Source organism: Rhodococcus rhodochrous (genome assembly GCF_900187265.1).
In the GTDB taxonomy this organism is placed as follows: domain Bacteria; phylum Actinomycetota; class Actinomycetes; order Mycobacteriales; family Mycobacteriaceae; genus Rhodococcus; species Rhodococcus rhodochrous.
Genome location: NZ_LT906450.1, coordinates 3,219,608 through 3,242,595, shown reverse-complemented (window position 1 = coordinate 3,242,595; position 22,988 = coordinate 3,219,608). Strand labels below are relative to the sequence as shown.

Annotated in this window: 22 protein-coding genes and 1 riboswitch; of the genes, 14 read left to right on the top strand and 8 right to left on the bottom strand. The window is 69.7% G+C overall.

The genetic code is table 11. The annotated features are described in order from the left end of the window. Positions 1-2 precede the first annotated feature (2 nt). From CKW34_RS14865 to ctaE, 5 genes are all read right to left on the bottom strand, one after another. Positions 3-686 carry a HEAT repeat domain-containing protein gene (locus CKW34_RS14865; RefSeq protein ID WP_059380912.1) on the bottom strand — a complete coding sequence of 228 codons (684 nt, stop codon included), beginning with the start codon at positions 684-686 and terminating at the stop codon, positions 3-5. Between the two features lie 161 nt (positions 687-847). Continuing rightward, a complete protein-coding gene (qcrB, locus tag CKW34_RS14860) occupies positions 848-2,509 on the bottom strand; it encodes a cytochrome bc1 complex cytochrome b subunit (protein WP_059380913.1) in 1,662 nt (553 codons plus the stop codon). Further along, a complete protein-coding gene (gene qcrA, locus CKW34_RS14855) occupies positions 2,506-3,633 on the bottom strand; it encodes a cytochrome bc1 complex Rieske iron-sulfur subunit (protein ID WP_059380914.1) in 1,128 nt (375 codons plus the stop codon). Before qcrA ends, qcrB begins: the two co-directional genes overlap by 4 nt. Beyond that, a complete protein-coding gene (gene qcrC, locus CKW34_RS14850) occupies positions 3,630-4,466 on the bottom strand; it encodes a cytochrome bc1 complex diheme cytochrome c subunit (RefSeq protein WP_174479564.1) in 837 nt (278 codons plus the stop codon). Before qcrC ends, qcrA begins: the two co-directional genes overlap by 4 nt. Before the next feature lie 100 nt (positions 4,467-4,566). Beyond that, positions 4,567-5,181 carry an aa3-type cytochrome oxidase subunit III gene (gene ctaE, locus CKW34_RS14845; protein WP_059380916.1) on the bottom strand — a complete coding sequence of 205 codons (615 nt, stop codon included), beginning with the start codon at positions 5,179-5,181 and terminating at the stop codon, positions 4,567-4,569. 174 nt (positions 5,182-5,355) lie between these two features. Between ctaE and CKW34_RS14840 the strand changes: the two genes are divergently transcribed. Further along, positions 5,356-5,811, top strand: coding sequence for a hypothetical protein (locus CKW34_RS14840; protein ID WP_059380917.1), 456 nt, complete (start codon positions 5,356-5,358; stop codon positions 5,809-5,811). Between the two features lie 63 nt (positions 5,812-5,874). Then, complete coding sequence (trpD, locus tag CKW34_RS14835) at positions 5,875-6,954, top strand: anthranilate phosphoribosyltransferase (RefSeq protein ID WP_059380918.1); 1,080 nt, start codon at positions 5,875-5,877, stop codon at positions 6,952-6,954. Between the two features lie 83 nt (positions 6,955-7,037). Here the strand turns inward: trpD and CKW34_RS14830 are convergent, their stop codons facing one another. Beyond that, positions 7,038-7,313 carry an Lrp/AsnC family transcriptional regulator gene (locus CKW34_RS14830; protein WP_059380919.1) on the bottom strand — a complete coding sequence of 92 codons (276 nt, stop codon included), beginning with the start codon at positions 7,311-7,313 and terminating at the stop codon, positions 7,038-7,040. 32 nt (positions 7,314-7,345) lie between these two features. Further along, complete coding sequence (locus CKW34_RS14825; RefSeq protein WP_080968140.1) at positions 7,346-9,094, bottom strand: DEDD exonuclease domain-containing protein; 1,749 nt, start codon at positions 9,092-9,094, stop codon at positions 7,346-7,348. A 451-nt stretch (positions 9,095-9,545) separates the two neighbouring features. Continuing rightward, positions 9,546-9,710: riboswitch (cyclic di-AMP (ydaO/yuaA leader) on the top strand. Between the two features lie 15 nt (positions 9,711-9,725). Between CKW34_RS14825 and CKW34_RS14820 the strand changes: the two genes are divergently transcribed. The 12 genes from CKW34_RS14820 (at position 9,726) to CKW34_RS14765 (ending at position 20,749) form a co-directional block, all read left to right on the top strand. Further along, positions 9,726-10,307 carry a C40 family peptidase gene (locus CKW34_RS14820; protein WP_059380920.1) on the top strand — a complete coding sequence of 194 codons (582 nt, stop codon included), beginning with the start codon at positions 9,726-9,728 and terminating at the stop codon, positions 10,305-10,307. A 274-nt stretch (positions 10,308-10,581) separates the two neighbouring features. Continuing rightward, positions 10,582-11,625 carry a C40 family peptidase gene (locus CKW34_RS14815; RefSeq protein ID WP_006554173.1) on the top strand — a complete coding sequence of 348 codons (1,044 nt, stop codon included), beginning with the start codon at positions 10,582-10,584 and terminating at the stop codon, positions 11,623-11,625. 76 nt (positions 11,626-11,701) lie between these two features. After that, positions 11,702-13,042, top strand: coding sequence for a hypothetical protein (locus CKW34_RS14810; RefSeq protein ID WP_064059833.1), 1,341 nt, complete (start codon positions 11,702-11,704; stop codon positions 13,040-13,042). Between the two features lie 71 nt (positions 13,043-13,113). Next, the gene (locus CKW34_RS14805; RefSeq protein WP_059380922.1) at positions 13,114-14,283 is read left to right on the top strand and encodes a glycosyltransferase family 4 protein; all 1,170 of its coding nucleotides are present in this window, start codon (positions 13,114-13,116) and stop codon (positions 14,281-14,283) included. A 39-nt stretch (positions 14,284-14,322) separates the two neighbouring features. Beyond that, positions 14,323-14,712 (top strand): polyketide cyclase / dehydrase and lipid transport, encoded by a 390-nt coding sequence (locus CKW34_RS14800; protein ID WP_179161713.1) that lies wholly within the window; start codon positions 14,323-14,325, stop codon positions 14,710-14,712. A gap of 113 nt (positions 14,713-14,825) precedes the next feature. Further along, positions 14,826-15,263 (top strand): SRPBCC family protein, encoded by a 438-nt coding sequence (locus CKW34_RS14795; RefSeq protein WP_059380924.1) that lies wholly within the window; start codon positions 14,826-14,828, stop codon positions 15,261-15,263. 23 nt (positions 15,264-15,286) lie between these two features. Then, positions 15,287-16,495: an ArsA family ATPase gene (locus tag CKW34_RS14790; protein WP_059380925.1), complete on the top strand. Its 1,209-nt coding sequence runs from the start codon at positions 15,287-15,289 to the stop codon at positions 16,493-16,495. Continuing rightward, a complete protein-coding gene (locus tag CKW34_RS14785) occupies positions 16,483-16,905 on the top strand; it encodes a hypothetical protein (RefSeq protein WP_059380926.1) in 423 nt (140 codons plus the stop codon). Before CKW34_RS14790 ends, CKW34_RS14785 begins: the two co-directional genes overlap by 13 nt. Then, complete coding sequence (locus tag CKW34_RS14780) at positions 16,902-17,879, top strand: ROK family glucokinase (RefSeq protein WP_059380927.1); 978 nt, start codon at positions 16,902-16,904, stop codon at positions 17,877-17,879. Before CKW34_RS14785 ends, CKW34_RS14780 begins: the two co-directional genes overlap by 4 nt. Before the next feature lie 145 nt (positions 17,880-18,024). Further along, complete coding sequence (locus CKW34_RS14775; protein WP_059380940.1) at positions 18,025-18,813, top strand: lysophospholipid acyltransferase family protein; 789 nt, start codon at positions 18,025-18,027, stop codon at positions 18,811-18,813. Between the two features lie 4 nt (positions 18,814-18,817). Then, positions 18,818-19,309 (top strand): polyadenylate-specific 3'-exoribonuclease AS, encoded by a 492-nt coding sequence (locus CKW34_RS14770; RefSeq protein WP_059380941.1) that lies wholly within the window; start codon positions 18,818-18,820, stop codon positions 19,307-19,309. 54 nt (positions 19,310-19,363) lie between these two features. Next, entirely contained in the window at positions 19,364-20,749 is a 1,386-nt protein-coding gene (locus tag CKW34_RS14765) for a class II 3-deoxy-7-phosphoheptulonate synthase (RefSeq protein WP_059380928.1), read from the top strand. A gap of 42 nt (positions 20,750-20,791) precedes the next feature. Here the strand turns inward: CKW34_RS14765 and pknB are convergent, their stop codons facing one another. After that, on the bottom strand, positions 20,792-22,837 hold the full coding sequence (pknB, locus tag CKW34_RS14760; RefSeq protein WP_059380929.1) for a Stk1 family PASTA domain-containing Ser/Thr kinase: 2,046 nt from the start codon (positions 22,835-22,837) through the stop codon (positions 20,792-20,794). Positions 22,838-22,988: the final 151 nt, after the last annotated feature.

The window sequence follows — 22,988 nt, the reverse complement described above, 5'->3', positions numbered from 1 at the left end:
GCTCACTCCCGGATCCAGTCCGCGCCGAGTGCGGCGACGTGTTTCGCCGACTCCACGGAGAGGACGAACGCGCTGTCGGGGTCGACGCGGATCCGTTCGGTGGCCTCCGCGTGGGCGCGGACGCGCGGGTCGGAGCTGTTCATCGCCGCGTGCAGGACCGGCACTGCGGCCTCGTCGAGCGCCGCGAGAGCGCGACCGAGGCTCAGTTGCAGGTCGTGGTCGCCGCGGCCCAGTTCGGCGCCGAGAGCGGCAGCGAGGCCGCTTTCCGAGCCCGGTGGCACGAGAGCGACCGCCGCGCGCCACGCGCTGCGTGCCACCTCGTCGTGCTCGTCGTGGAGCATCGCCGAGACCTCCGGCCACGCGATCGGATCGCCGATCTTCGACAACGTGTGCAGGGCCTGGCTGCGCGCCTGCATGACGTCCGAACCGAGCTCGGCGAGCAGGCGGGGCACGGTCACCTCGGCCGGCAGGCGGCACAGTGCCCAGGTCAGCATGTCGAGGACGAAGAAGTCCGGCTCCACCGCGCAACGGTCGACGAGAGCCGTCACCGCGGCGGGATCGGCTGCGGTGCCCGATTCGAGTGCGGCACGCAGACGCACGGAGGCGTCGGCGGCGGACAGGGCCTCGACGAGGCGGGTCGACCGGGACTCGATGTCACGGGCGGACAGGTCGTGATGTGTGCGCATGGAAGGCACCTCCTTCACGACCCATTCGAGCGCTTGTCACAGTGTCAAGGTCAAGACGTACGCCCCGGACGATATCCGGTGGGGAGGGGAGATCCCCCGAACGACGAACGGGGCCCCGGACCGTGATGGTCCGGGGCCCCGTTACGAGCCGCTGATGCGGATCAGTGCTGCGACTTGTCGGGCAGCTGTGCTGCGCCGTCTCCGTTGCCGTGGACGCGCTCCTGGTACTCGCGGAGCGTGTTCCGCAGCTCGAGCTCGGCCTCGTGGTGAGCGGCCTCGAGAGCGGCGGCCTCGTCGGCCGGGTCCGGGCTCCACCAGCTGCCGGAGCCGGGCTTGCCGGCGGTGCCGAGCTTGTTCATCCGCTTCGGGACAGCAGCGCCCTGGTACTCCAGCGGAATCGGGTGGCCGTGCTCGTCCACCGGGCCGAGCGGCTGGTGGATCTCGATGTACTCGCCGGTCGGCAGGCGACGGACGATGCCCGTCTCGATGCCGTGCTCGAGCACCTGGCGGTCGCTGCGCTGCAGACCCAGGCAGAACCGGTACGCGATGTAGTAGGCGAGCGGCGGGAGCAGGACGAGACCGATGCGGCCCATCCAGGTCGTCGCGTTGATCGAGATGTCGAACTTGTACGCGATGATGTCGTTGACACACATGATCGTGGCGACGGCGTAGAACGCCAGGGCCATGAACCCGATACCGGTGCGGACCGGCACGTCGCGCGGACGCTGGAGCAGGTTGTGGTGTGCGTCGTCCTTCGTGAACTTCTTCTCGATCCACGGGTAGACCGTGAGCACGACGAACACCAGGCCCATGATCAGCGCGATCCAGAACGGCTGCGGGATCGTGTACCGGCCGAACAGGTACAGCTCCCAGGCGGGCCAGATACGGGCCATGCCGTCCGTCCACATCATGTAGATGTCGGGCTGCGAGCCGGCGGACACCTGCGACGGGTTGTACGGGCCGATGTTCCAGACCGGGTTGATCTGCAGCAGGCCGGACATCAGGGCGAGTACCGCGAAGGTCATCGCGAAGAACGCACCCGACTTGACGGCGAAGACCGGGAGGATACGAACGCCGACGACGTTCTGCTCCGTGCGGCCGGGGCCGGGGAACTGCGTGTGCTTCTGGTACCAGACCAGCGCGAGGTGCGCGGCGATCAGGGCCAGGATGATGCCCGGGACGAGCAGCACGTGCAGCACGTAGAAGCGCGGGATGATCAGCTCACCCGGGAAGTCGCCACCGAAGATCGCCCAGTGCATCCACGAACCGATGATCGGGATCGAGAGCGTGATGCCCGAGAACGCGGCGCGGAGGCCGGTGCCCGAGAGCAGGTCGTCGGGGAGCGAGTAACCGAAGAAGCCTTCGAACATCGCCAGGATGAGCAGCAGCGAGCCGATCACCCAGTTGGCCTCACGCGGACGCCGGAACGCACCGGTGAAGAACACGCGCAGCAGGTGGACGACGATCGACGCGGCGAACATCAGTGCTGCCCAGTGGTGGATCTGTCGCACGAACAGACCACCGCGGACCTCGAAGGAGAGGTTCAGGGTCGTCTCGTAGGCGCGGGACATGCCCACACCGCGCAGCGGCGTGTAGACGCCGTCGTAGATGACGTGCGCCATCGACGGGTCGAAGAACAGGGTGAGGAAGACACCCGAGATCAACAGGATGACGAAGCTGTAGAGCGCGATCTCACCCAGGAGGAAGGACCAGTGGGTGGGGAACACCTTGTTGATCTGGCGGCGGATGCCCGCGGACAGGTGGTAGCGAGAATCGAGATTCTCGCCGATCTGTGCGGCGCGGGACGGGGTTGCAGTACTCACGGGCGACGCTCCCAGAATGCCGGGCCGAGTGCCTCGATGAAGTCACCGTTGGCGACCAGGAAGCCCTCTTCGTTCACTGTAATCGGAAGCTGCGGCAGTGCGCGAGCAGCGGGACCGAAAATCGGCTTGCCGTACTCCAGCGCATCGAACTGCGACTGGTGGCACGGGCACAGGATGCGGTGCGTCTGCTGCTCGTAGAGCGAGGTCGGGCAGCCGAGGTGCGTGCAGATCTTCGAGTACGCGAAGTAGTCGCCGTAGTTGAAGCTCTCCTGGCCCTTGCGCTTGACGACACGCTCGGTGTCCTCGGTGCGCAGGCGGATGAGCATGACGGCGTTGCGGATGCCGCGCAGGCTCTGCAGCAGAGCGTGGTCGTCACCGCGATCGGACTCGCGGAACGGGAACACCGTCTCCATACCGCCGGCGTCGAGGTCCTCCGGGCGCACCAGGACGATGTCCTGGGGGCGGCCGGTGTCGCGACGCAGGTAGATGGTCTCGCCGGGGTAGCGCGGGGTCCAGCCCGACACCCACAGCGACGACTGGTCACCCTCGGCCCACGGGTTCTTGATCAGGCCGCCGAGCGGCATGATCAGACCGAGGCCGAGCGCGCCACCACCGAAGATCGCGGTGCGCTTGATCAGCTTGCGACGCGGCAGGGTGGACGTCTCGAGCGAGTCGGAGAGCTCGGCGACGATCGTCTTGCGATCGACCTCGGGCGAGCCGCCGTCGTGCCGATCCTGGATCGACACCTCCTCCGGGATGAACTTCTTGGTGAACTGCACCGCGCCCACGCCGATGCCGAGGATGGCCAGACCCAGGGTCAGGCCGAGCATCGGGGTGTAGAGGCTGTACCAGCCGTAGTTCTCGTCGCCGATGCCCTGGTACTCCCACGGCCAGAACAGGTAGATCGCGATGAACGCGACACCCGCGATGCCCGCGAGGGCGAACCAGAAGGCGACGTTGCGCTCGGCCCGCTTCTCGGCACGGGTGCCTTCGACGGGCCAGCGGTCCTTGCGGAACGCGACGTCGACGCCGTCGAGGTTCGTGCCGAGCGTGACGAGGTCGTCCCGGCTCATCCGGTCGAGATCTTCGACCGTGTGCTTGTTCGGCGTTTCGCCGCCACTCATGACCTTGCTCCGATCCACAGTGCAGCGCCGACGACGGCGACCATGCCGACGACCCACATGGTCGGCCCTTCGGCACCGGGGCCGAAGCCGCCGAGCCCGTAGCCACCCGGGTCTCTCGTCTCACTGGCGGACTTGATGTACGCGATGATGTCCTGCTTCTCCTCGACCGTCAGCTGACGATCGGAGAACTTCGGCATGTTCTGGGGGCCGGTGAGCATCGCGGTGTAGATCTGCTGCTCGTTGGCCGGATCCAGGTTCGGTGCGAACTTGCCGGACGAGAGCGCGCCGCCGCGTCCGGTGAAGTTGTGGCACGACGCGCAGTTCTGGCGGAAGAGCTCCGAACCGCGTCCGATGTCGTTGCCGCGCAGCGACGACTGGGCGATCTCGCCGTTCTCGTCGCGGATGACCGTCGGGCCTCCACCGTTGGCCTGGATGTACGCGCCGAGGGCGTCGACCTGCGCACCGTCGAACTTCGGGTCCTTGCGGAGGGCCTGGGCCTCGTTGCGCATCATCGGCATGCGGCCCGAGGAGACCTGGAAGTAGACGGCGGCCTCGCCGACACCGATCAGGCTGGGACCGCGGTCCTGGACACCCTGGAGGTTGACACCGTGACAGGTCACGCAGGAGGTCTCGTAGAGCTGTTGACCCTCGCGGATCAGAGCGCTCTGGTCGTCCTGCGCTGTAGCCACCTGCGGGGCAGGTGTCAGCGCGGAGGCGATGAAGCCTGCGCTGAGGAGACCGAGCGCGAGGACCAACGCTCCGGTGACGCGCCGGCGCATCTTGCGCTGGCGGCGGGACTTCGCAGCATCGGCTGCAGAGGATCGACCGGGCATGTCACCCTCGGAGGCGAGAGGTGGGGATGAACTCATCTGTATCCCTTTTTTTATGTCGGGACGGACTGGACGTCAGGGGGCTGCCTGGGCGTTCAGCTGGCTAACGGATGAAATAAATCGTGGCAAACAGCGCGATCCAAACGATGTCGACGAAGTGCCAGTAATACGAAACGACGATGGCTGCAGTGGCCTGCGCAGGCGTGAACTTGCTGACCTTCGTGCGGAACAGCAGGAACACGAATGCGATGAGGCCGCCGATGACGTGCAGGCCGTGGAAACCGGTGGTCATGTAGAACACCGAGCCGTACACGCTGCCGGGGATGGTCGTGCCGTCCTTCACCAGGGTGATGTACTCGTAGCCCTGGCCGAGCACGAAGAAGGTGCCCATGGCGAGGGTGACGATGTACCACCGTCGCAGGCCGAAGACGTCGCCGCGCTCGGCGGCGAAGACGCCCAGCTGGCAGGTGAAGGAAGAAGCGATCAGCACCATGGTGATCGGTACCGCCAACCACAGGTTCAAGTGGGTGGGCGGGGGCGGCCACATGCCCTCCGGGGCCTGTGCCCGTGCCACGAAGTACATGGCGAAGAGCCCTGCGAAAAACATGAGCTCACTGGACAACCACACGATGGTGCCGACGCTGACCAGGTTGGGCCGGTTCAACGAGTGCACGCGCTGTGTGATTGCAGATCCTGAAGTCCCTACTGCGCTCGTCACGCTGGCTAGTATGACCCGTCGTAGTACGTCTTGGGCAATCGGGGCCGAAATCGGCGCGTCCGTGCAGGTCCCGGACCTGTATTTCTCCAGGTGGGCACTCGGTGGCGGGTGCTCGGAGGGGTGCCACACGGGACATTTCGGAGGGTCGCGGAGGTCACGTGCGATCGTGGTGACATGAGTACCGGAAAGGGTCTTCGGGGGTGGCTGCGGTCGCTGGTCGGCCGGCGCAGCGAACCGCTCGACGCGAACCGGGCCGACCTGGTCGTGGTCGTCTCGTCCTTCGACGACGCGGAGGCGTGTTCGACGGCGCTCGAGCGTGCCGCCGAGGCGACACCTGCGTGGCAGGCCGAGGACGAGGCGGTTCTGCGGCACCACCTCGCCCTGCCCGCCGACAGGGTGGACCGGGCGGCGGAGTTGGCCGGGCAGGACGGCTACGTCGTGGCCGGGACCGGCGACGGGAACGTCCCACCCGCGGCCGTCGATGGCGTTTCGGTGATCCTGCAGCGCGTGCAGGTCCTCGATGCACTGCACTGTGCGCAGGAGAAGTCGCGCATGGCCTCACTCGCTCAGCGGCTCGGTGGAACGGCCCTGGGATGGGACGCTCTGCAACCGCAGGATTCCGCTGGCTAAGCTGACCGGTCGGAGGGCACGCCGGTGCCCGGTGAGGAGCGAGATGCGGCGAGGGCAGGTGCGATGAACGCGACGCGAGACGCGGACGAGGTGACGCAGAACTGGCCCTCCGTCCTGGGAGTGCTCACCGCCGGGCAGGACCTGTCCGCCGCCGAGGCGCGATGGGCGATGAGCGAAATCTTCTCCGACAACGCCACCCCCGCCCAGATCGCGGCCTTCGGTGTCGCTCTGAAGATGAAGGGCGAGACACCCGAGGAGGTGCGGGCACTCGCCGACACGATGCTCGACTACGCCCGGCTGGTCCCGGTCGACGGTGACGTGGTCGACGTCGTGGGCACCGGTGGCGACCGGGCGAACACCGTCAACATCTCGACGATGGCCTCGCTGGTCGTCGCCGCGGCGGGTATCCGCGTGGTCAAGCACGGCAACCGCGCCGCCTCGTCCAAGAGCGGCGGCGCCGACGTGCTCGAAGCGCTGGGAGTGCACATCGACCTCGGACCCGACGAGGTGGCCCGCTCGGTCGCCGAGGCCGGGATCGGATTCTGCTTCGCGCCGGTCTACCACCCGGCCCTGCGCTTCGCGGCCGCACCGCGCAAGCAGATCGGCATCCCCACGGTCTTCAACGTTCTCGGTCCGCTCACCAATCCGGCCCGTCCGAGCGCCGGCCTGATCGGATGCGCCTTCGAACCGCTCGTCCCGACCGTCGCCGGTGTGCTCGCGCAGCGCGGCAATTCGGCGCTCGTCGTCCGCGGCGACGACGGTCTCGACGAACTGACCACCTGCACGACCTCGCGCGTGCACGTCGTCCACGGCGGCGAGGTCCGGGTCGTGACGCTCGATCCGCGCGATCTGGGTATCGAACGGGTTCCGCTCGCGGCGCTCCGCGGAGGCGACGCCACAGAGAATGCGGCGATCGCGCGGGCGGTGCTGGCGGGGGAGACAGGGCCGGTGCGCGATGCCGTGCTCCTCAACGCCGCCGGGGCGATCGCAGCCTTCCGGGGCGTCGACGGCGTTCTCGAGGACGCCCTCACGGCCGGACTCGAGACGGCGGCAGAGGCGATCGACAGCGGCCGGGCCACGGCCGTCCTGGAACAGTGGGCCGAGGTCACCACGCGGCTGGGCGCCGGTTCCGGACAGAAGTGACCGGAGAAGAGTAAGGACACACGAACGACGGGCCCGCACTGCATCGGTGCGGGCCCGTCGGTCGTCGGTGGTGCTGCGGGGTGTCAGTTCCCGATCGAGAAACCGGCCTCGACGTCGGCGCTCGAGTACGACTGGAACGCGATGTGGGTGACGGTCTTCCTCACGCCGTCGATCTTGTTGATGCCCCGGGTGACGACGTCCGCGATCTTCTCGTGGTCGCGGACCCGGACCACGGCCACGAGGTCGACGTCGCCCGCGCAGGAGTACACCGTGTCGACACCGTCGAGGTCGGCCACCGCTTGCGCGGTCTCGGGGATACGGTTCGCCTCGGCATCGATCAGGACGATCGCGTTGATCATGGGGTCTCCTTCAACCTTCCTCGGGGATTGCATCAGCCTAAGCGGTGCGGCTCGTCGGCGGAGAGGAGCCTGCGGACCGCGCGGGCGTCGCGGGCGAGCTCGGCCCACGCGCTCCACCGGCCGGCACCCCGCGTCGGTTCGCACCAGCCCTCGCTCGCCCGGACGATGCGGATGCCCTCGCCGTCGAGCCATCGTGCGACCAGACCGATCTCCTCCGGGGACGCGCCCCGGAGCGGGCCGGGTGACGGCCGCACCGTCTCGGCCGCGGCGACGATCGCCTCGACGACGGGCATCGGGCGCACACCGCGCGGCGCCACCCCTGCGGACGCGAGACGACCGGCGCGCACGACCGCGAACTCCCATCCGCCCTCGGCCCGCGGTCGCGCGGCGACGAGTTCGTCGACGGCCGCCAGCGCCGCGAGGCGTTGCGTGCGCCGCAGCGCGACGAGGGCGGCGGCGAGGCGGTCGCGCAGACGGGCGGCGTTCTCGAACAGCTGGTCGCGCACGAGGGCGTCGAGGCGCTCCTGCGCCGTTTCGACGGCATCGTCGGCGGTCCCGCGGACGACCGCGCGCGCACGCTCGACCTGGGCCGCGTAGGCGGAGGCGTCCTGGACCCCGAAGGAGGCTGCGGCGCAACCCCCGACGGCGACGGGCGGGCAGCGGTCGCCGTGGCGGGCCGTACGGCCGATCCTGCGCGTGCACGTGCGCAGACCGCACATCTCCGCGAGCAGTGCCGCGACATCCGCGGCGTCGGCGCGCACCGAGAACGGGCCGACCGAGTCGGGTCCGGGGGTGCGGCTCACGGCGAAGCGCGGGAACGCCTCGTCGGTGAGGATGATCCACCAACCGCGCATCGGATACTTCGACCGGCGGTTGTAGGGAGGGGTGTGGGCCGCGATCAATCGGAGTTCGCGGACGCCGGCCTCGAGCCCGTGGGCGCATTCGACGTGATCGATGCGTGTGGTGAGCGCGACCATCTCGCGCAACCGCGGTCGCGTCTCGGAGCCCGTGAAATAAGTACGGACACGCCGGTGCAGGTCGACCGCCGTGCCGACGTACAGCACTTCGTCGGACGGGCCGCGGAACATGTAGACGCCCGGTTTGCGCGGCAGATGCGCGGCGAGTGCGCGTTTGGCCCTCTGCTCGGCGGTGACCACCGGCATGTAGTCGCGCAGCTCGGTGAGGCTGTGGACGCCCTGGTTGCCGACCCGTTCGATGAGGGCGTGCAGGACGTCCACGGTGGCGCGTGCGTCGTCCAGGGCGCGGTGGGTGGGCACGGTGGAGACCCGGAACAGTTCGGCCAGCGCGGACAGCTTCACCGACGGCGCTTCGTCGCGTCCGAGGACGCGGCGGGCCAGCTTGACGGTGCACAGCACCTGGAAGCGGGGCCACGCGAGTTCGCACTGCGCCGTGGCCGCCTTGAGGAAGCCGACGTCGAATCCGGCGTTGTGTGCGACGAGCACCGCTCCGGACGCGAATTCCAGGAAGGCGGGCAGCACCTCCTCGATCTTGGGAGCCGCATAGACCATCGCGGTGGTGATGCCGGTGAGCTGCACGATGTACGGGGGGATGGGTCGCCCCGGATCGACGAGGGTCGCGAACTCGCCGAGCACCTCGCCCCCGCGGATCTTCACCGCGCCGATCTCTGTGATGGCGTCCTCGGCTGCCTTCCCGCCCGTCGTCTCGAGGTCGACGACGACGAAGGTGGTCTCGCGCAGGGGAGTGTCGAGCTCGTCGAAACCGAGTTGCACGCCGAGGGCGGATGGTTGCGGCGAGGTCATGCGGCAGAGCCTAGGAAGCGTCACCGACACGCCGCCGAGCGGGCTTCGGAGCGGGGTTCGGAGCACGGGGGAGACGAGGATCACACTGCGTTCTTTTCGGCTCGATGAGGGGTATGCGGAGGCCGGAAAACAGACCGATCGGCCTCCGAGAACGACAATCCGGCGAATCGGGCGCATCGCCTCCTCGACGGTCGGTGAGTCAGGGCGCCCTGACCTGGTTCTTCCGGAAAGGACTCGGGTGAAACGGGCGCCGTGCCTCCTTCGGGCGGAGGTGCGTCGAACAGTGGCCGTTACCGCGCCGTTATCGGGCCGTTGCCCCGCGGCGGCATTCCCCCAGGAGCGGGCCGAAACGGTCGGGCTGCACGGCGAGGCGGTCGACTTCACCGATGCCGTTTCGTAATCTTTTCGAGACCGAGCGGAGAGTTTTCCGCCCCACCCCCGGGTCGGAGCCGCACGGTTACCGCCTAATCGCTTCTCTCGTCTGTGGGAGCAGTGAGCCGGGGACCCACACGTAGTACTCGGGGTGAATCCCCTCCGCCGCTCGCGGGGAGGGGTAGGGCTGATCTTCCGGCCCGAACCCGTCAGCTAACTCGGTCGGCGGGTGAACGGAAGAAACGGAGAACGTCCCCTCGTGGTTTCGAACAACAGCAAGCGCACCGTCCGGCGCGCACTCGTCGCCGGTGCCATTGCTCTCGGAGCAGTCACCGTCTCGGCCGGCCCGGCGATGGCCGAGCCGATCAACATTCCCGGTGTCGGAACGTTCGACCTCCCGGCCGGTGTGACCGTGCCGCCGGAGATCGCCAACATCGTTCCGCCGGCCCCCGAGGCGGCCCCCGCGCCTCAGGCCGGTTCCTTCACCGCCCCCTTCAGCTCGGTCGGCCAGCGCGCTGCCGACGCCGCACAGTCGAAGATCGGTGCCCCCTACGTCTACGGCGCTGCCGGCCCGAGCTCCTTCGACTGCTCGGGTCTCGTGCAGTGGGCCTACAAGCAGGCCGGTCTGAGCGTCCCGCGCACCAGCTACGAGCAGGCCTCCGCCGGTGCCCCGGTGGACGTCGCGGCTCTGCAGCCCGGTGACGTCGTGTCGTTCTACGGCGGCAGCCACACCGGCATCTACATCGGCGGCGGCAACATCGTGCACGCCTCCACCTCGAGCCAGCCGGTCAAGATCGCACCGCTGAACTCGATGCCCGTCGACGGCGCCCGTCGCTTCTGATCGGTCGGCGCCCGTCGCTTCCGATCGGGCTGAGCACCCCCGCTCCAGCGCCGACGCACTGCCCGAGGAGGGTGGGTCCGGTACGTACCGGACCCACCCTCCTCGTGTGTCTGCATGTCCCTGCCGATGCGCGAACTGCTTGCACAAACGGCCGCTGCGTGGGAGGGCTACTCGCAGGTAGACACAAACCTATGCAATTCCGTAACCTGATCGAGACCTTTGGGAAAGGATGCGAGCCCACGTGGTTTCCGACAGGACGAAGCACCTCGTACGAGTGCAGGACAGGCGACGGACCGGCCGTCCGGCGCTCGTCGTAGCCCTCGTGATGATGGTCCTCGGTTTCACCCTGGCGCCGGCGACGGCGCAACCCGCAGGGGAGAGCCCGGCAGCACGCCTCGAGCACCTCGCGGATCTGTCGCGTCGCAGCGAACAGGCCACCGAGGCGTTGCACGCCGCCGGGGCGGATCTCGAAGCGAAGGTCGCTGCGCAGCACGAGGCCGAGGTGCGTGCCGGCCAGGCCGACGACGCGCTCGGCGCCGCTCGCGCCGAGATCGCCCGCTTCAAGCCCACCGTCGACAAGCTCGCGCGGGCCAACTACCGCGGTGCGCGCACCAACCGGCTGTTCGCCGTCATGGTGAGCGACTCGCCCCAGCAGATGCTCGACCAGATGGTCCTGCTCGACGTCCTGGGCGAGCAGACCTCGCGTGAGGTCGAGGGCTTCCGGGCGGCCACCGCCGCTGCGGCCGAGGCGGCCGTCGCCGCGCAGCATGCCGCCGACGAGGCGCGTGCCGCCGCCGAGCAGGCCCAGACCCTCCGCGACGAACTCCAGCGGCGACAGGCCGAACTCGAGGAGCAGATCGAAGGGGTCCTGAACGCCTTCGAGGCGCTGAGCGACGCGGAGAAGGCCGAACTCGCCGGCACTCCCTTCCCTCCGGGCCTCGACGCCGAGAAGATCCTGCAGCACCTCGTCCCCGGCAGCAACGGCGCCGCGCTCCGCGCCGCCCTGTCGCGGATCGGCTCGCCGTACGTGTGGGGCGCGACCGGCCCCGACCAGTTCGACTGCTCGGGACTGATGGTGTGGGCGTACAACCAGGTCGGCAAGTCGCTGCCCCGGTCGAGTCAGGCCCAGGCGCAGGGCGGCATCCCCGTCTCCCGCGACAATCTGCAGCCCGGCGACCTCGTGATCTTCTACGACGACGCCTCCCACGTCGGCATGTACGTCGGCGACGGCAACATGGTGCACGCGTCGACCTTCGGTGTGCCGGTGAAGGTGCAGTCGATCGATCGCTTCCCGTTCCACAGCGCCCGGAGGTACTGATCGGGTAGAGGCGGGATCGCCGCCGGTGGGCGAGGGGCGTACGGGACCCCCTCGGACACCGACCTAGACTGACGCGGTGCCCGCGCGATCGCCCTTCACCGCCGGTACCCGCAAGTGGGAACGTCTCGGCCTGGCCGGACTCGTGGTCGCGCTGGTCACAGCAGGACTGCTGCTGGCCGTCGACCCGGTGGACACCGACGACGCCGACAGCCGGGTACGGGCCGAACTGCAGGTCGTGCTCGACGACTGGGCGCACGCCGTCCGGACCGGCGACGACGGATCGCTCGCGGAGCTGATCGACGACGCGTCCCCGGAACTCCTCGACGCCGAACGCGAGCGGATCGCGGCGATCTCCGTCGTTCCCCTCGCCGATCTCGGCTACGAACTCGCCTCTGAACCCGCGCTGCCCCTGCCGCCCGAGACGATCGCCCGGTTCGCGGCCGACGAGGTACGGGCGCACCGTGTCCACCTCCGGTACGCCGTGGACGGAATCGACGACGTGCCCACCCGACGACCGGTGACCGTGCTCTTCGTCCACCGGCCGCAGGGCTGGCGGATCGCCGACGACGCGCCCGATCTCGCCGGGGCGCAGACCGTCACCTGGCGGGGACCCTGGGACCACGGCAGTCTCCACCTCGCGACCGCGCAGACCGAGGGTGGTCGCTCGCTCGTGATCGGACACCCGGACAACGCCGCCTTCGTCGACGACCTGGCCGGCGACCTGCCGTCGGTGGTCGAGGCCGTCGACGACCTGTGGGGCGATTCCTGGCCGCGACGCGCACTGGTGGTCGTGACGTCCTCACGCGAGGAGTTCTCGCACCTCGTCGGGCCACGACACGACGGCGACGACATCGCGGCCGTCGCGGTCTCCGACGATGTCGACCACGAGCGCGGGATCGCCACCGGGCAGCGCATCGTCTTCAACCCGGCCGCGAGCGACCGGCTGGACGACACCTCCCGCCGGATCGTGCTCGCGCACGAGACGGTGCACGTCGCCGCACGCGCCGGCACCGTGGACGGCTCACCGATGTGGGTCCTCGAGGGCTTCGCCGACTACGTCGGCCACCGCACGGCCGCAGAGGGCCTCGACACCGGGCCGGTCGACGTGCAGCGGATCGCGCCGACGCTGGCCCGGCAGGTGCGGACGTCGGGTGCCCCGACGTCGCTGCCCGCCGACGGCGACTTCACCGGCGACCGGTCGGCGCTCGCCTACGAGAGCTCCTGGTCGATCGCCGCGTACACCGCGGACGAATTCGGACACGACACGCTCGTCTCTCTCTACCGTGCCCTCGCCGCGGGTCCCGTCACCGACGAGCGGCTCGACGACGTGCTCAGCGACCTGCTCGGCGTCGACACCGCCGAGTTCGTGGACGGCTGGGGCCGCTGGCTCGGAGAGCGCATCCGCGACATCCGCTGACCGGCACGGTCCGGACCCGGAGCCCGGGACCCGTCGACGCCTTCCCGTCGCGCTGCTTCTACGGTGGTCCCATGTCGCGGACCCTGCTGGTGACGAACGATTTCCCGCCCCGACCCGGGGGCATCCAGTCCTATCTGCACGCCTTCGCGAACCAGCTGCCGTCCGACGACCTGGTCGTCTACGCGCCGCGGTGGCGCGGCGACAGCCATGTGAAGTTCGACGCGCGGGTCCCCTTCGAGGTCGTCCGTCATCCCACGACGCTGATGCTGCCGACGCCCGACGTCGCGCGACGGGCCACGCGGTTGCTCACCGAACACGACTGCGACACCGTCTGGTTCGGGGCGGCCGCGCCGCTCGCGCTGCTGGCGCCCGTGCTGCGCCGCGCCGGCGCCCATCGCATCGTCGCCAGCACCCACGGGCACGAGGTGGGATGGTCGATGCTTCCCGCCGCCCGGCAGGCGCTGCGGCAGATCGGCGAGCACACCGACACCGTCACCTACGTCAGTCGCTACACGAGGGGGCGGTTCGCCTCAGCTTTCGGCCCCGAGGCAGGTCTCGAACACCTGCCGTCCGGGGTGGACACCGACGTCTTCCGGCCCGATCCGGCCGCGCGCGCCGAACTGCGGGCACGCTACGGCCTCGGCGACCGTCCCACCGTGCTGTGCCTGTCGCGCCTGGTGCCGCGCAAGGGGCAGGACGTGCTCATCCGCGCGCTGCCCGCGATCCGGAAGCGGATCGACGGTGCCGTCCTCGTGATCGTGGGCGGCGGACCGTACGAGTCGCGCCTGCGGGAGCTCGCCCGCCGCACGGAGGTCGAGGAGCACGTCGTGTTCACCGGCACCGTGCCGTCGGCCGAGCTCGCCGCGCACCACACCGTTGCCGACGTGTTCGCGATGCCGTGCCGGACCCGCGGCGGCGGTCTCGACGTCGAGGGCCTGGGCATCGTGTACCTCGAGGCGTCCGCGACCGGGGTGCCCGTCGTGGCGGGCCGGTCGGGCGGGGCCCCGGAGACGGTGCGCGACGGGCGCACCGGTTACGTCGTCGACGGTACCTCCGTCACGGCCGTGGCGACCGCGGTGTCCGGTGTCCTGGCCGATCCCGATCGGGCCGCCGCGATGGGTGCGGCCGGGCGCGAATGGGTCTCCACCGATTGGAGATGGGACGTACTGGGCGCCAGATTGCGTGGTTATCTCGATGCCTCGGCGCCCCCGAACGAGACCGTGGCGCCGTCGGCGGGGTGACCGGACGGGCCGCCGACGCGATATGTGAAGCTGTCCTGCGTGAGCAGCATTCAGGTGGCGGACCAGACCTTCGTAGCGGCGCCCCCGGAGCGCATCGCCGAGGAGGTCGCGGCCCTCGATCGGTGGCGTGCATGGTGGCCCGATCTCGTACTGACCGTGCGGGAGGACCGGGCCGAGAAGGGCATCCGGTGGACGGTGTCGGGTCCGCTCGACGGGACGATGGAGGTGTGGATCGAGCCGGTTCTCGACGGCGCGGTGATCCACTACTTCCTGCACTGCGAGCCGGCGGGTGTCGCGCCCGAGCGGATGGCGGGTCTCGACCTCGCGGGAATGAACCGTACGCGCCGGGTCCAGGGGAAGGTGATGACCTTCGAGGTCAAGCAGCGTCTCGAGGCCGGTCGTCCGGCCGGTGAACCGCCGCGACACTGAAGCCACCGCAGGAGCGTCGTCCCGATACCGTTGTTCCCACGGCGTGTGATAGACCCTCGGGGCGGGACTGATCGGTGCACACCCGAGGGACCGAGAAAGGGAGCCGTCACCACATGGCCGAGAAGACGAAGAGGTCGATCACCATCGACGCGCCGGCCGAGCGTGTCATGGAGGTCATCGCAGATTTCGATGCCTATCCGACGTGGGTGTCGGCGGCGAAGACCGTGGAGGTCGTGGAACATCGTCCCGACGGCAGGGCCGAACGCGTGCGCTTCGTCCTCGACGCCGGCATCGTCAAGGACACCTACGTCCTGCGGTATAAGTGGGCGCCCGACAACCGAGCCGTGAGCTGGGAACTCGAGAGCGGTGAGATCCAGAAGGCGCAGTCCGGCTCGTACGTGCTGACCGAGGCCTCCGACGGCACCACGGTCGTCGACTACCAGCTCACCGTGGATCTCACGATCCCGATGATCGGTCTGTTCAAGCGCAAGGCGGAGAAGGTCATCACCGACACCGCGCTGAAAGAACTCAAGAAGCAGGTGGAGGGCTGAACGTCCGGCACGCCCCGGCCCGCGTGCGATGGTTCCTCGGAAAGGGCGGCGCCGGGAAGACGACCCTTGCCGCGGCCGAGGCGCTCGCGACCGCCCGTGCGGGAGAGCCCGTGCTCGTCGTGTCCATCGACCGGGCGCACTCCCTCGGCGACGTATTCGACCTGCCTCCGGCCACGAACCGGGACGCCGGCGCGACGGACATCCGCACCGTCGAGGAGAACCTCGACATGGTGGAGATCGACTCGCTGCAGCTGCTCCGCACGCGCTACGCGGTCCTCGCCTCGATGGCGGCGCTCGCCGGGACCCACGAGCACGCCGATCAGTTCGACCTGCCCGAGCCCGACGAACTGACCGGGCTTCCCGGCGTCGAGGAACTGCTCGTGCTCGCCGAGGTCGCGCGCCTCGCGGACAGCGGACGGTGGGTTCTCGTCGTCGTCGACGCCCCGGCCTCCGCCGACGCCCTGCGCACCCTCACTGCGCCGCGGACGGTCTCCGATTCGCTGGAACGGATCTGGCCGCAGCACAGCCGGGTGGCGGCGGCCACCGGTCCGGACCCCCGCACGGGTGTCTTCGTCGCGCTGTTCGATCGGCTGCTGTCGGGGATCACCGCGGTACGCGACCTGCTCGACGATCGCGGACGCAGCGCCGCGGTGGTCGTGGCGACGCCTGACCGCGCCGGTCGTGCCGAGCTCGCACGGGTGCGGTCGTGGCTCGCACTGTCCGGCATTCGCGTCGACGCGGTCGTCGTCAACGGCGTCGTCCCTGCGATGGGTGGTTCGGGTGCGGCCGCGCGGCTGCTGGCCGATCAACGGGCCGCGCACGAGGCGATCGTCGCCGAGATCGGCGCGGCCGTCACCGACGTTCCCGTGATCGTGTGCGAGCGCCGTGCCGCGGAGCCGGTAGGGTTGGCAGCTCTGGAGGAGCTCGCCACGGCGCTCCGCCGCGACACACCCGTTCCCTCGTCGGAGACCGACGAGCCGGTCCGGGTGCAGCACGAATCGGGAACGGGGGTGGAGTCGGTGTACGCGATGCGCATGTACCTGCCGCTCGCCGACCCCGCATCGCTGACACTCGGACGGATGGGCGACGACCTCGTCGTCGGCGCCGACGGCATGCGCCGCCGGGTGCGACTCGCGTCGGGTCTGCGCCGGTGCACCGTCTCCGATGCCGAGTTCGACGGAACCGATCTGGTGGTGCGGTTCGTACCGGATCCGGCGGTGTGGCCGCTGTGAGGGACGATCACGAAGCCCTGATCTCGGAGTTGTTGCTGCTCGCCGACGCCGTGCTCGACCGCGTCGAAGGCACGGTGCAGCAGTTCGTCGTCGCGACCGGCGATGCGCCGGCTCATACGGACCCCGAGGCCGCGACCGGTTCGACGGCGCCGGGTGACGCCGATGCCGCGACCACTCCGAGCGGATGCGCGTGGTGCCCGCTCTGCGCCGCCGCAGCCCTGGTTCGCGGCGAGAACCACGAACTGGTCAGCAGGCTGGCGTCGAAACTGGCGGCGTTGATCGCGCTGCTGAGGGAGTTCCTCGCGCAGTTCCTGCCCTCGACCGGTGGCGCCCCGCCCGAGCCGACACCCGATCCGCCGACGCGGGATCGCCCGGCCTTCGAGCGGATCTCCGTCAACGTCCGCACGTGAACACGCAGGGCCCCGGGCTCACCGTCGGGATCGACATCGGGGGCACGAGCATCCGGGCGGCGGCCGTCGACCGTGACGGCGACGTCGTCGACAGTGTGCGCACGCAGACGCCGTCCTCCGCGGTCGCCCTCGAGAACGCGCTCCACCGTCTCGTCGAGCATCTGCGCGAACGCAACGACATCGCGGCGGTCGGGCTGGGGGTCGCGGGTTTCCTCACCGAGGACCGCACCACCGTGCGGTTCGCGCCGCATCTGCCCTGGCGCGACACACCGCTCGCCGAGATACTCACCGAACGCTTCGGACTGCCGGTCGTCCTCGAACACGACGCCAACGCAGCCGCCTGGGCCGAGTACCGCTTCGGCGCCGCCGCGGGCAGCACCATCGCGGTGATGGTCGCGCTCGGAACGGGCATCGGCGCCGCCCTGCTGCTCGACGGCCGGATCTATCGCGGTGCCTACGGTGTGGCGCCCGAACTCGGTCACCTGCAGGTCGTGCCCGACGGGCGGCCCTGCCCGTGCGGTAAGCAGGGATGCTGGGAAAGATATTGCAGCGGAACAGGTCTCGTGGACACGACCGTCGAGATGCTCGCGGCCGATCCCGGACGGTCCGTTCTCGCGGGCGAGATCGCCTCGGATCCCGGATCGCTCACCGGCCGGCGGATCGCCGGGGCCGCCCACGACGGCGATCCCGTCGCGCTCGCCGCCTTCGACGATTTCGCCCGTCGGCTCGGGCTCGGCCTGGCGCTCGTCGCCGACGTCTACGACCCCGAGCTCGTCGTCATCGGGGGAGGGGTCTCCGGTTCCGCGCCGCTGTTCCTCGACGCTGCGCGCGAGCACTATGCGGCCGTGACCACCGGCGCCGGCCACCGCCCGCTCGCGCGCGTCCGGGTCGCGCAGCTCGGCGACGCCGCCGGTCTCATCGGCGCCGCCGATCTCGCCCGATCCGCCGTCGAAACCTCTCGACCGCCGCTGTAGGTGAGATTATCGTCACGTCGACGTCGAAAGGGTGGGGTCGGGCACTGACGCGATGTGCGTGTGGCAGCCGCATCGTCGTAGAGTCGACCGGCGGGCGGTGCTGCACCGATCCGTGTGGGGGATGATCGGATTCGGGAAGGATGCCATGTGGTACTGGCTGTTCAAGTACGTCCTCCTGGGACCGCTGCTGTGGCTCATAGGACGTCCGAAGTTCGAAGGCGGCGAGAACATTCCGGCGCACGGACCGGCGATTCTGGCCAGTAACCACAGGGCCGTCCTCGACTCGTTCTACCTTCCCCTCCTCGTGCGCCGGCGCATCACCTTCCTCGCCAAGAGCGAGTACTTCACCGGCACCGGCCTCAAGGGTGCCTTCCAGCGCTGGTTCTTCTCCTCGGTCGGGCAGGTCCCCATCGATCGCACCGGCGCCGACGCCGCGCAGGACGCGCTCAACGCCGGGGTGCGGGTTCTCGGTCAGGGCAAGCTGCTCGGCATCTACCCCGAGGGCACCCGCTCACCCGACGGACGTCTCTACAAGGGCAAGACCGGCCTGGCGCGACTGGCGCTGGAGACCGGTGTGCCCGTGATCCCCGTCGCCATGATCGGCACCGACCGGATGAACCCGATCGGGTCGAAGATGTGGCGACCGGCGAAGATCACCGTCCGGATCGGTGAGCCCATCGACTTCTCCCGGTTCGAGGGCATGGGTGGCAACCGGTTCGTCGAGCGCACCGTCACCGACGAGGTCATGTACTCCCTCATGCAGTTGTCGGGTCAGGAGTACGTCGACATCTACGCCGCCACCCTCAAGAACAAGAGCTCGGCGCCCGCGTCGGGCACGGCCGGGGACGCGGGTGCGTCGACGAACGGGAGCGCCGCGACCCCGCCGCAGGACGGTCCCGTCGCGGACCGTGTTCCCGACACGCGTGCCGGGTGAGCAGGTGCGCTACTTCTACGACTGCGAGTTCATCGAGGACGGACGCACGATCGAACTCGTCTCGATCGGTGTGGCCTGCGAGGACGGCCGCGAGTTCTACGCGGTGTCGACCGAGTTCGACCCGACCCGGGCCGGTGCCTGGGTGCGCCGCAACGTCCTGCCGAAGCTTCCGCCCCCGGCGCACCCGGCCTGGAAGTCGCGATCGAGGATTCGCGACGACCTCCTGAAGTTCCTCGTGCCCCGACCGGGCATCCGGCCCGAACTGTGGGCGTGGATCGGGGCCTACGACCACGTCGTCCTCGCCCAGCTGTGGGGCACCATGCCCGAACTCCCGGACGTCCTGCCCCGCTACACCCGTGAGCTCCGGCAGTACTGGGAGGACTCGGGCTGCCCGCCCCTGCCCCCGGTGCCGGACGACAACCACGATGCCCTCGCCGACGCCCGCCACAACCTCGCGAAGTTCGAGGCGATCGAGGCTGCTCGCCGGTCACGGTGACGCGGGTAACGGGGTGCTGCGCCGCTTTCGGCCGTCACGCCATATCCTGGACGGGTGAACTGGACTGTCGACGTGCCGATCGACCGCTTGCCCGAACTTCCCCCGTTGCCCGAGGAGCTGCGTGCCAACCTCGACGCGGCGCTCGCAAAGCCGGCGCTGCAGCAGCCCAGCTGGCCCGAGGAACAGGCCGCGGCGATGCGCACCGTGCTCGAGAGCGTGCCCCCCATCACCGTGCCCCGCGAGGTCGAGGAGCTGCAGACCCAGCTCGCCGCCGTCGCTCGCGGTGAGGCCTTCCTCCTCCAGGGCGGCGACTGCGCCGAGACGTTCGCGGACAACACCGAGCCGCACATCAAGGGCAACATCCGCACGTTGCTGCAGATGGCGGTGGTGCTGACCTACGGTGCGTCGACGCCGGTCGTGAAGGTCGCGCGGATCGCCGGCCAGTACGCCAAGCCGCGTTCGTCCGACACCGACGCGCTCGGCCTGCCGTCCTACCGCGGCGACATGGTCAACTCGCTGGTCGCCGACGCGGAGGTGCGCAGGCACGATCCGTCGCGCCTCGTGCGTGCCTACGCGAACGCGAGTGCCGCGATGAACCTCGTGCGTGCCGTCACCGCCGCCGGTGAGGCCGACCTGCACCGCGTGCACGACTGGAACCGGGCCTTCGTCTCGGCGTCGCCCGCCGGTGCCCGCTACGAGGCGCTCGCCTCCGAGATCGACCGCGGTCTGCGGTTCATGGACGCCTGCGGGGTCGTCGACCCGAACCTGCGCGCAGCGACGATCTACGCCAGCCACGAGGCCCTCGTCCTCGACTACGAGCGCGCGATGCTCCGTCTCGACAACTCGGGCGACAAGCCGCGCCTGTACGACCTGTCGGCCCACTTCCTGTGGATCGGCGATCGCACCCGCCAGCTCGACGGCGCGCACATCGCGTTCGCGGAGCTGCTGTCGAACCCGATCGGCCTGAAGATCGGTCCGTCGACCACCCCGGAGATGGCCGTCGAGTACGTCGAGCGCCTGGACCCGCACAACACGCCGGGCCGGCTGACCCTGATCTCCCGGATGGGCCACTCGAAGGTTCGCGACCTGCTGCCCGGCATCATCGAGCGTGTCGAGGCCACCGGCCACAAGGTGATCTGGCAGTGCGACCCGATGCACGGAAACACCCACGAGGCATCCACCGGCTACAAGACCCGTCACTTCGACCGCATTGTCGACGAGGTGCAGGGCTTCTTCGAGGTGCACCGCGCGCTCGGCACGCATCCCGGCGGCATCCACGTCGAGCTCACCGGTGAGGACGTCACCGAGTGCCTCGGCGGTGCCCAGGACATCTCCGATCTCGATCTGCACGGTCGTTACGAGACGGCGTGCGATCCGCGGCTGAACACGCAGCAGTCGATCGAACTCGCGTTCCTCGTGGCGGAGATGCTCCGCGGTTGATCACAGTGGGGATGCTCCCCGGGTAGAGGACGGGTGGTCGGATCAGGGCAGTGCGGTCAGCGTGACCGTGCTGCCCTGTTCTGTTCTCCGGCCTGCCCCCGGATCTTGGCCGATCACGATCGAGCGGTCGGAGTCGCCGAGCTGCCGGACCTCGACCTCGAAACCGAGGCGGGTGAGCTCGTCGCGGGCCGAGCCCACCGAGCGTCCCAACATCGACGGCACCTTCACTGCATTGGATACGAGCAGGGTGACGGTTCCGCCGGCGCTGACGTCGGCGCCCTCCTCCGGGTCGGTGCCGACGACTCGTCCCTCGTCGACGTCGGCGTCGAAGACCTCTCGGATCTCACCGACGGTCAGACCTGCTTCGTCGAGGATGCGTCGCGCCTCGTCGACCGGGCGTCCGGTGAGATCGGGCAGGGTGACCGGCGGGGAGCCCTTACTGATCACGAGTGCGACCTCGGCGCCCACCGGCAGGACGGTGCCGGGGGCGGGGTCGAGTGCAGCCACACCGCCCTCGGGCACCGTGGTGCTGAACGCGGTGCCGCCCTCGATCGGTTCGAAGGTGCGGCTGCGCAGTTCGTCCTCGACGACGGATCTCTCGCCGGCGCCGGGGATGGACGGGACGGTGGGTCTGCCGAGCGACACGAGCAACGCGATCGTGTCGCCGTCGGGCACGCGTGAACCCGCGCTGGGGTCGGTGCCGAGGACGGTGTCGACGGGGACGTCGTCGGAGTACTCGCCCCGGATCTCGCTGGACAATCCGGCCGTCTCGATCGCGGACACGGCCGCTGCCCGGTCGAGACCCTGCACGGTCGGGACGTCGGTGAGGCGGCCGGCGCCGAGCCACCACCCGGCGATTCCCATGAACAACGCGAGCACGATGATCGCGGCGATCCAACCGGCGGCGGACCGGCGCTGACGGCGACGGTCGGCAGCGTAGTCGGGCCGGGGCGCCACGGGTTCGGTGTCGGGACGCGGATGGGTGCGGGTCGCGACCCGGGTCGGGTGCGGGGGCGTGGCCGGAGCATCCGGGCCGGGCGTGGCCGGAACGGCGGTCTGCACGGTCGTCGGGGCGTGCGAGTTCGCGGCGGCCGAGCCGGGGAGCACCGTCGTCGCCGGAGCGGGATCGGCATGTCCGGCAGCGGCACCGTCGACGGTGCGGGTCGGTGCCGCGGCGTCGGGGTCCACCACGGGCGGCGTCCGCACGGCGGATCGTCTGGGAGCCGGAACCCGGTAGCGGGGGAGATCGAGCGTGTCGCAGATCTCGCCGAGCGCGTCGGCCATCACCTGCGCGTCGGCGTAGCGTTCCGACGGTTCGCGTTCGGTGGCCCGACGGACGAAGGCGTCCAGTTCCGGCGGAACCCCGTCTATGACCGAACTCGGATCCGGCACGTCCTTCTCCACGCGCTGGTACGCGACCGACAGTGACGTGTCGCCGATGAAGGGGGTGCGGCCGGTGAGCATCTCGTATACGAGCACACCGGCCGAGTAGACGTCGCTGCGCGCGTCGGCGCTGCCGACGGTGACCTGCTCCGGGGACAGGTACGCCGCGGTGCCGAGGATCACGCTGCGCGAGGTGGTGGTCGCGGCGGCGACGGCGCGGACGAGCCCGAAGTCGGCGATCTTCACCTCGCCGTTGCCGGAGATGAGGATGTTCTCGGGCTTGATGTCGCGATGCACGAGACCCGCCCGGTGGGCGACGGCCAGGGCTCCGAGGACCGGAGCGGCCACGGCAGCGGCGGCGTGCGGCGGCATCGGCCCGCGCTCGCGCAGCAGCTCACGCAGGGTGCCGCCCTCGACGAGCTCCATCACGAGGAAGACATGGTCGCCGTCCTGGCCCTGGTCGTAGACCGCGACGAGCCCGGGATGCGTCAATCGTGCGACGGACCTGGCCTCGAACTCGAACCGTGCCAGGAACTGGGGATCGGCCGCGAACTGCGGATCCATGATCTTCACGGCGACGGGACGGTCGAGACGCATGTCGGTGCCGCGATAGACGGTCGACATGCCGCCGCGTGCGATCTGCGATTCGATGCGATAACGCCGGTCGAGCACGACGCCGACCAGTCGGTCGCTGCCAGCGGTCACCCGGTGTACCCCCGTGTCTCGTGCGTGATGGTGGGACGCCGGTACCCGGGCCTTCGAGGTATCGACGTGACGAAGGTCCGGCTCTGCGTGTGCGGAGCGATTTCGTCCCCGTCGATCGTAGCCAGCTCCCGTGGACGGTAGCCGCGTAGCT

Excerpts from the sequence above, each read along its gene's own strand:
- CKW34_RS14865 (WP_059380912.1), bottom strand. The coding sequence starts at position 686 with ATGCGCACACATCACGACCTGTCCGCCCGTGACATCGAGTCCCGGTCG.
- qcrA (WP_059380914.1), bottom strand. The coding sequence starts at position 3,633 with ATGAGTGGCGGCGAAACGCCGAACAAGCACACGGTCGAAGATCTCGAC.
- qcrC (WP_174479564.1), bottom strand. The coding sequence starts at position 4,466 with ATGCCCGGTCGATCCTCTGCAGCCGATGCTGCGAAGTCCCGCCGCCAG.
- CKW34_RS14840 (WP_059380917.1), top strand. The coding sequence starts at position 5,356 with ATGAGTACCGGAAAGGGTCTTCGGGGGTGGCTGCGGTCGCTGGTCGGC.
- trpD (WP_059380918.1), top strand. The coding sequence starts at position 5,875 with ATGAACGCGACGCGAGACGCGGACGAGGTGACGCAGAACTGGCCCTCC.
- CKW34_RS14830 (WP_059380919.1), bottom strand. The coding sequence starts at position 7,313 with ATGATCAACGCGATCGTCCTGATCGATGCCGAGGCGAACCGTATCCCC.
- CKW34_RS14825 (WP_080968140.1), bottom strand. The coding sequence starts at position 9,094 with ATGACCTCGCCGCAACCATCCGCCCTCGGCGTGCAACTCGGTTTCGAC.
- CKW34_RS14805 (WP_059380922.1), top strand. The coding sequence starts at position 13,114 with ATGTCGCGGACCCTGCTGGTGACGAACGATTTCCCGCCCCGACCCGGG.
- CKW34_RS14795 (WP_059380924.1), top strand. The coding sequence starts at position 14,826 with ATGGCCGAGAAGACGAAGAGGTCGATCACCATCGACGCGCCGGCCGAG.
- CKW34_RS14775 (WP_059380940.1), top strand. The coding sequence starts at position 18,025 with ATGTGGTACTGGCTGTTCAAGTACGTCCTCCTGGGACCGCTGCTGTGG.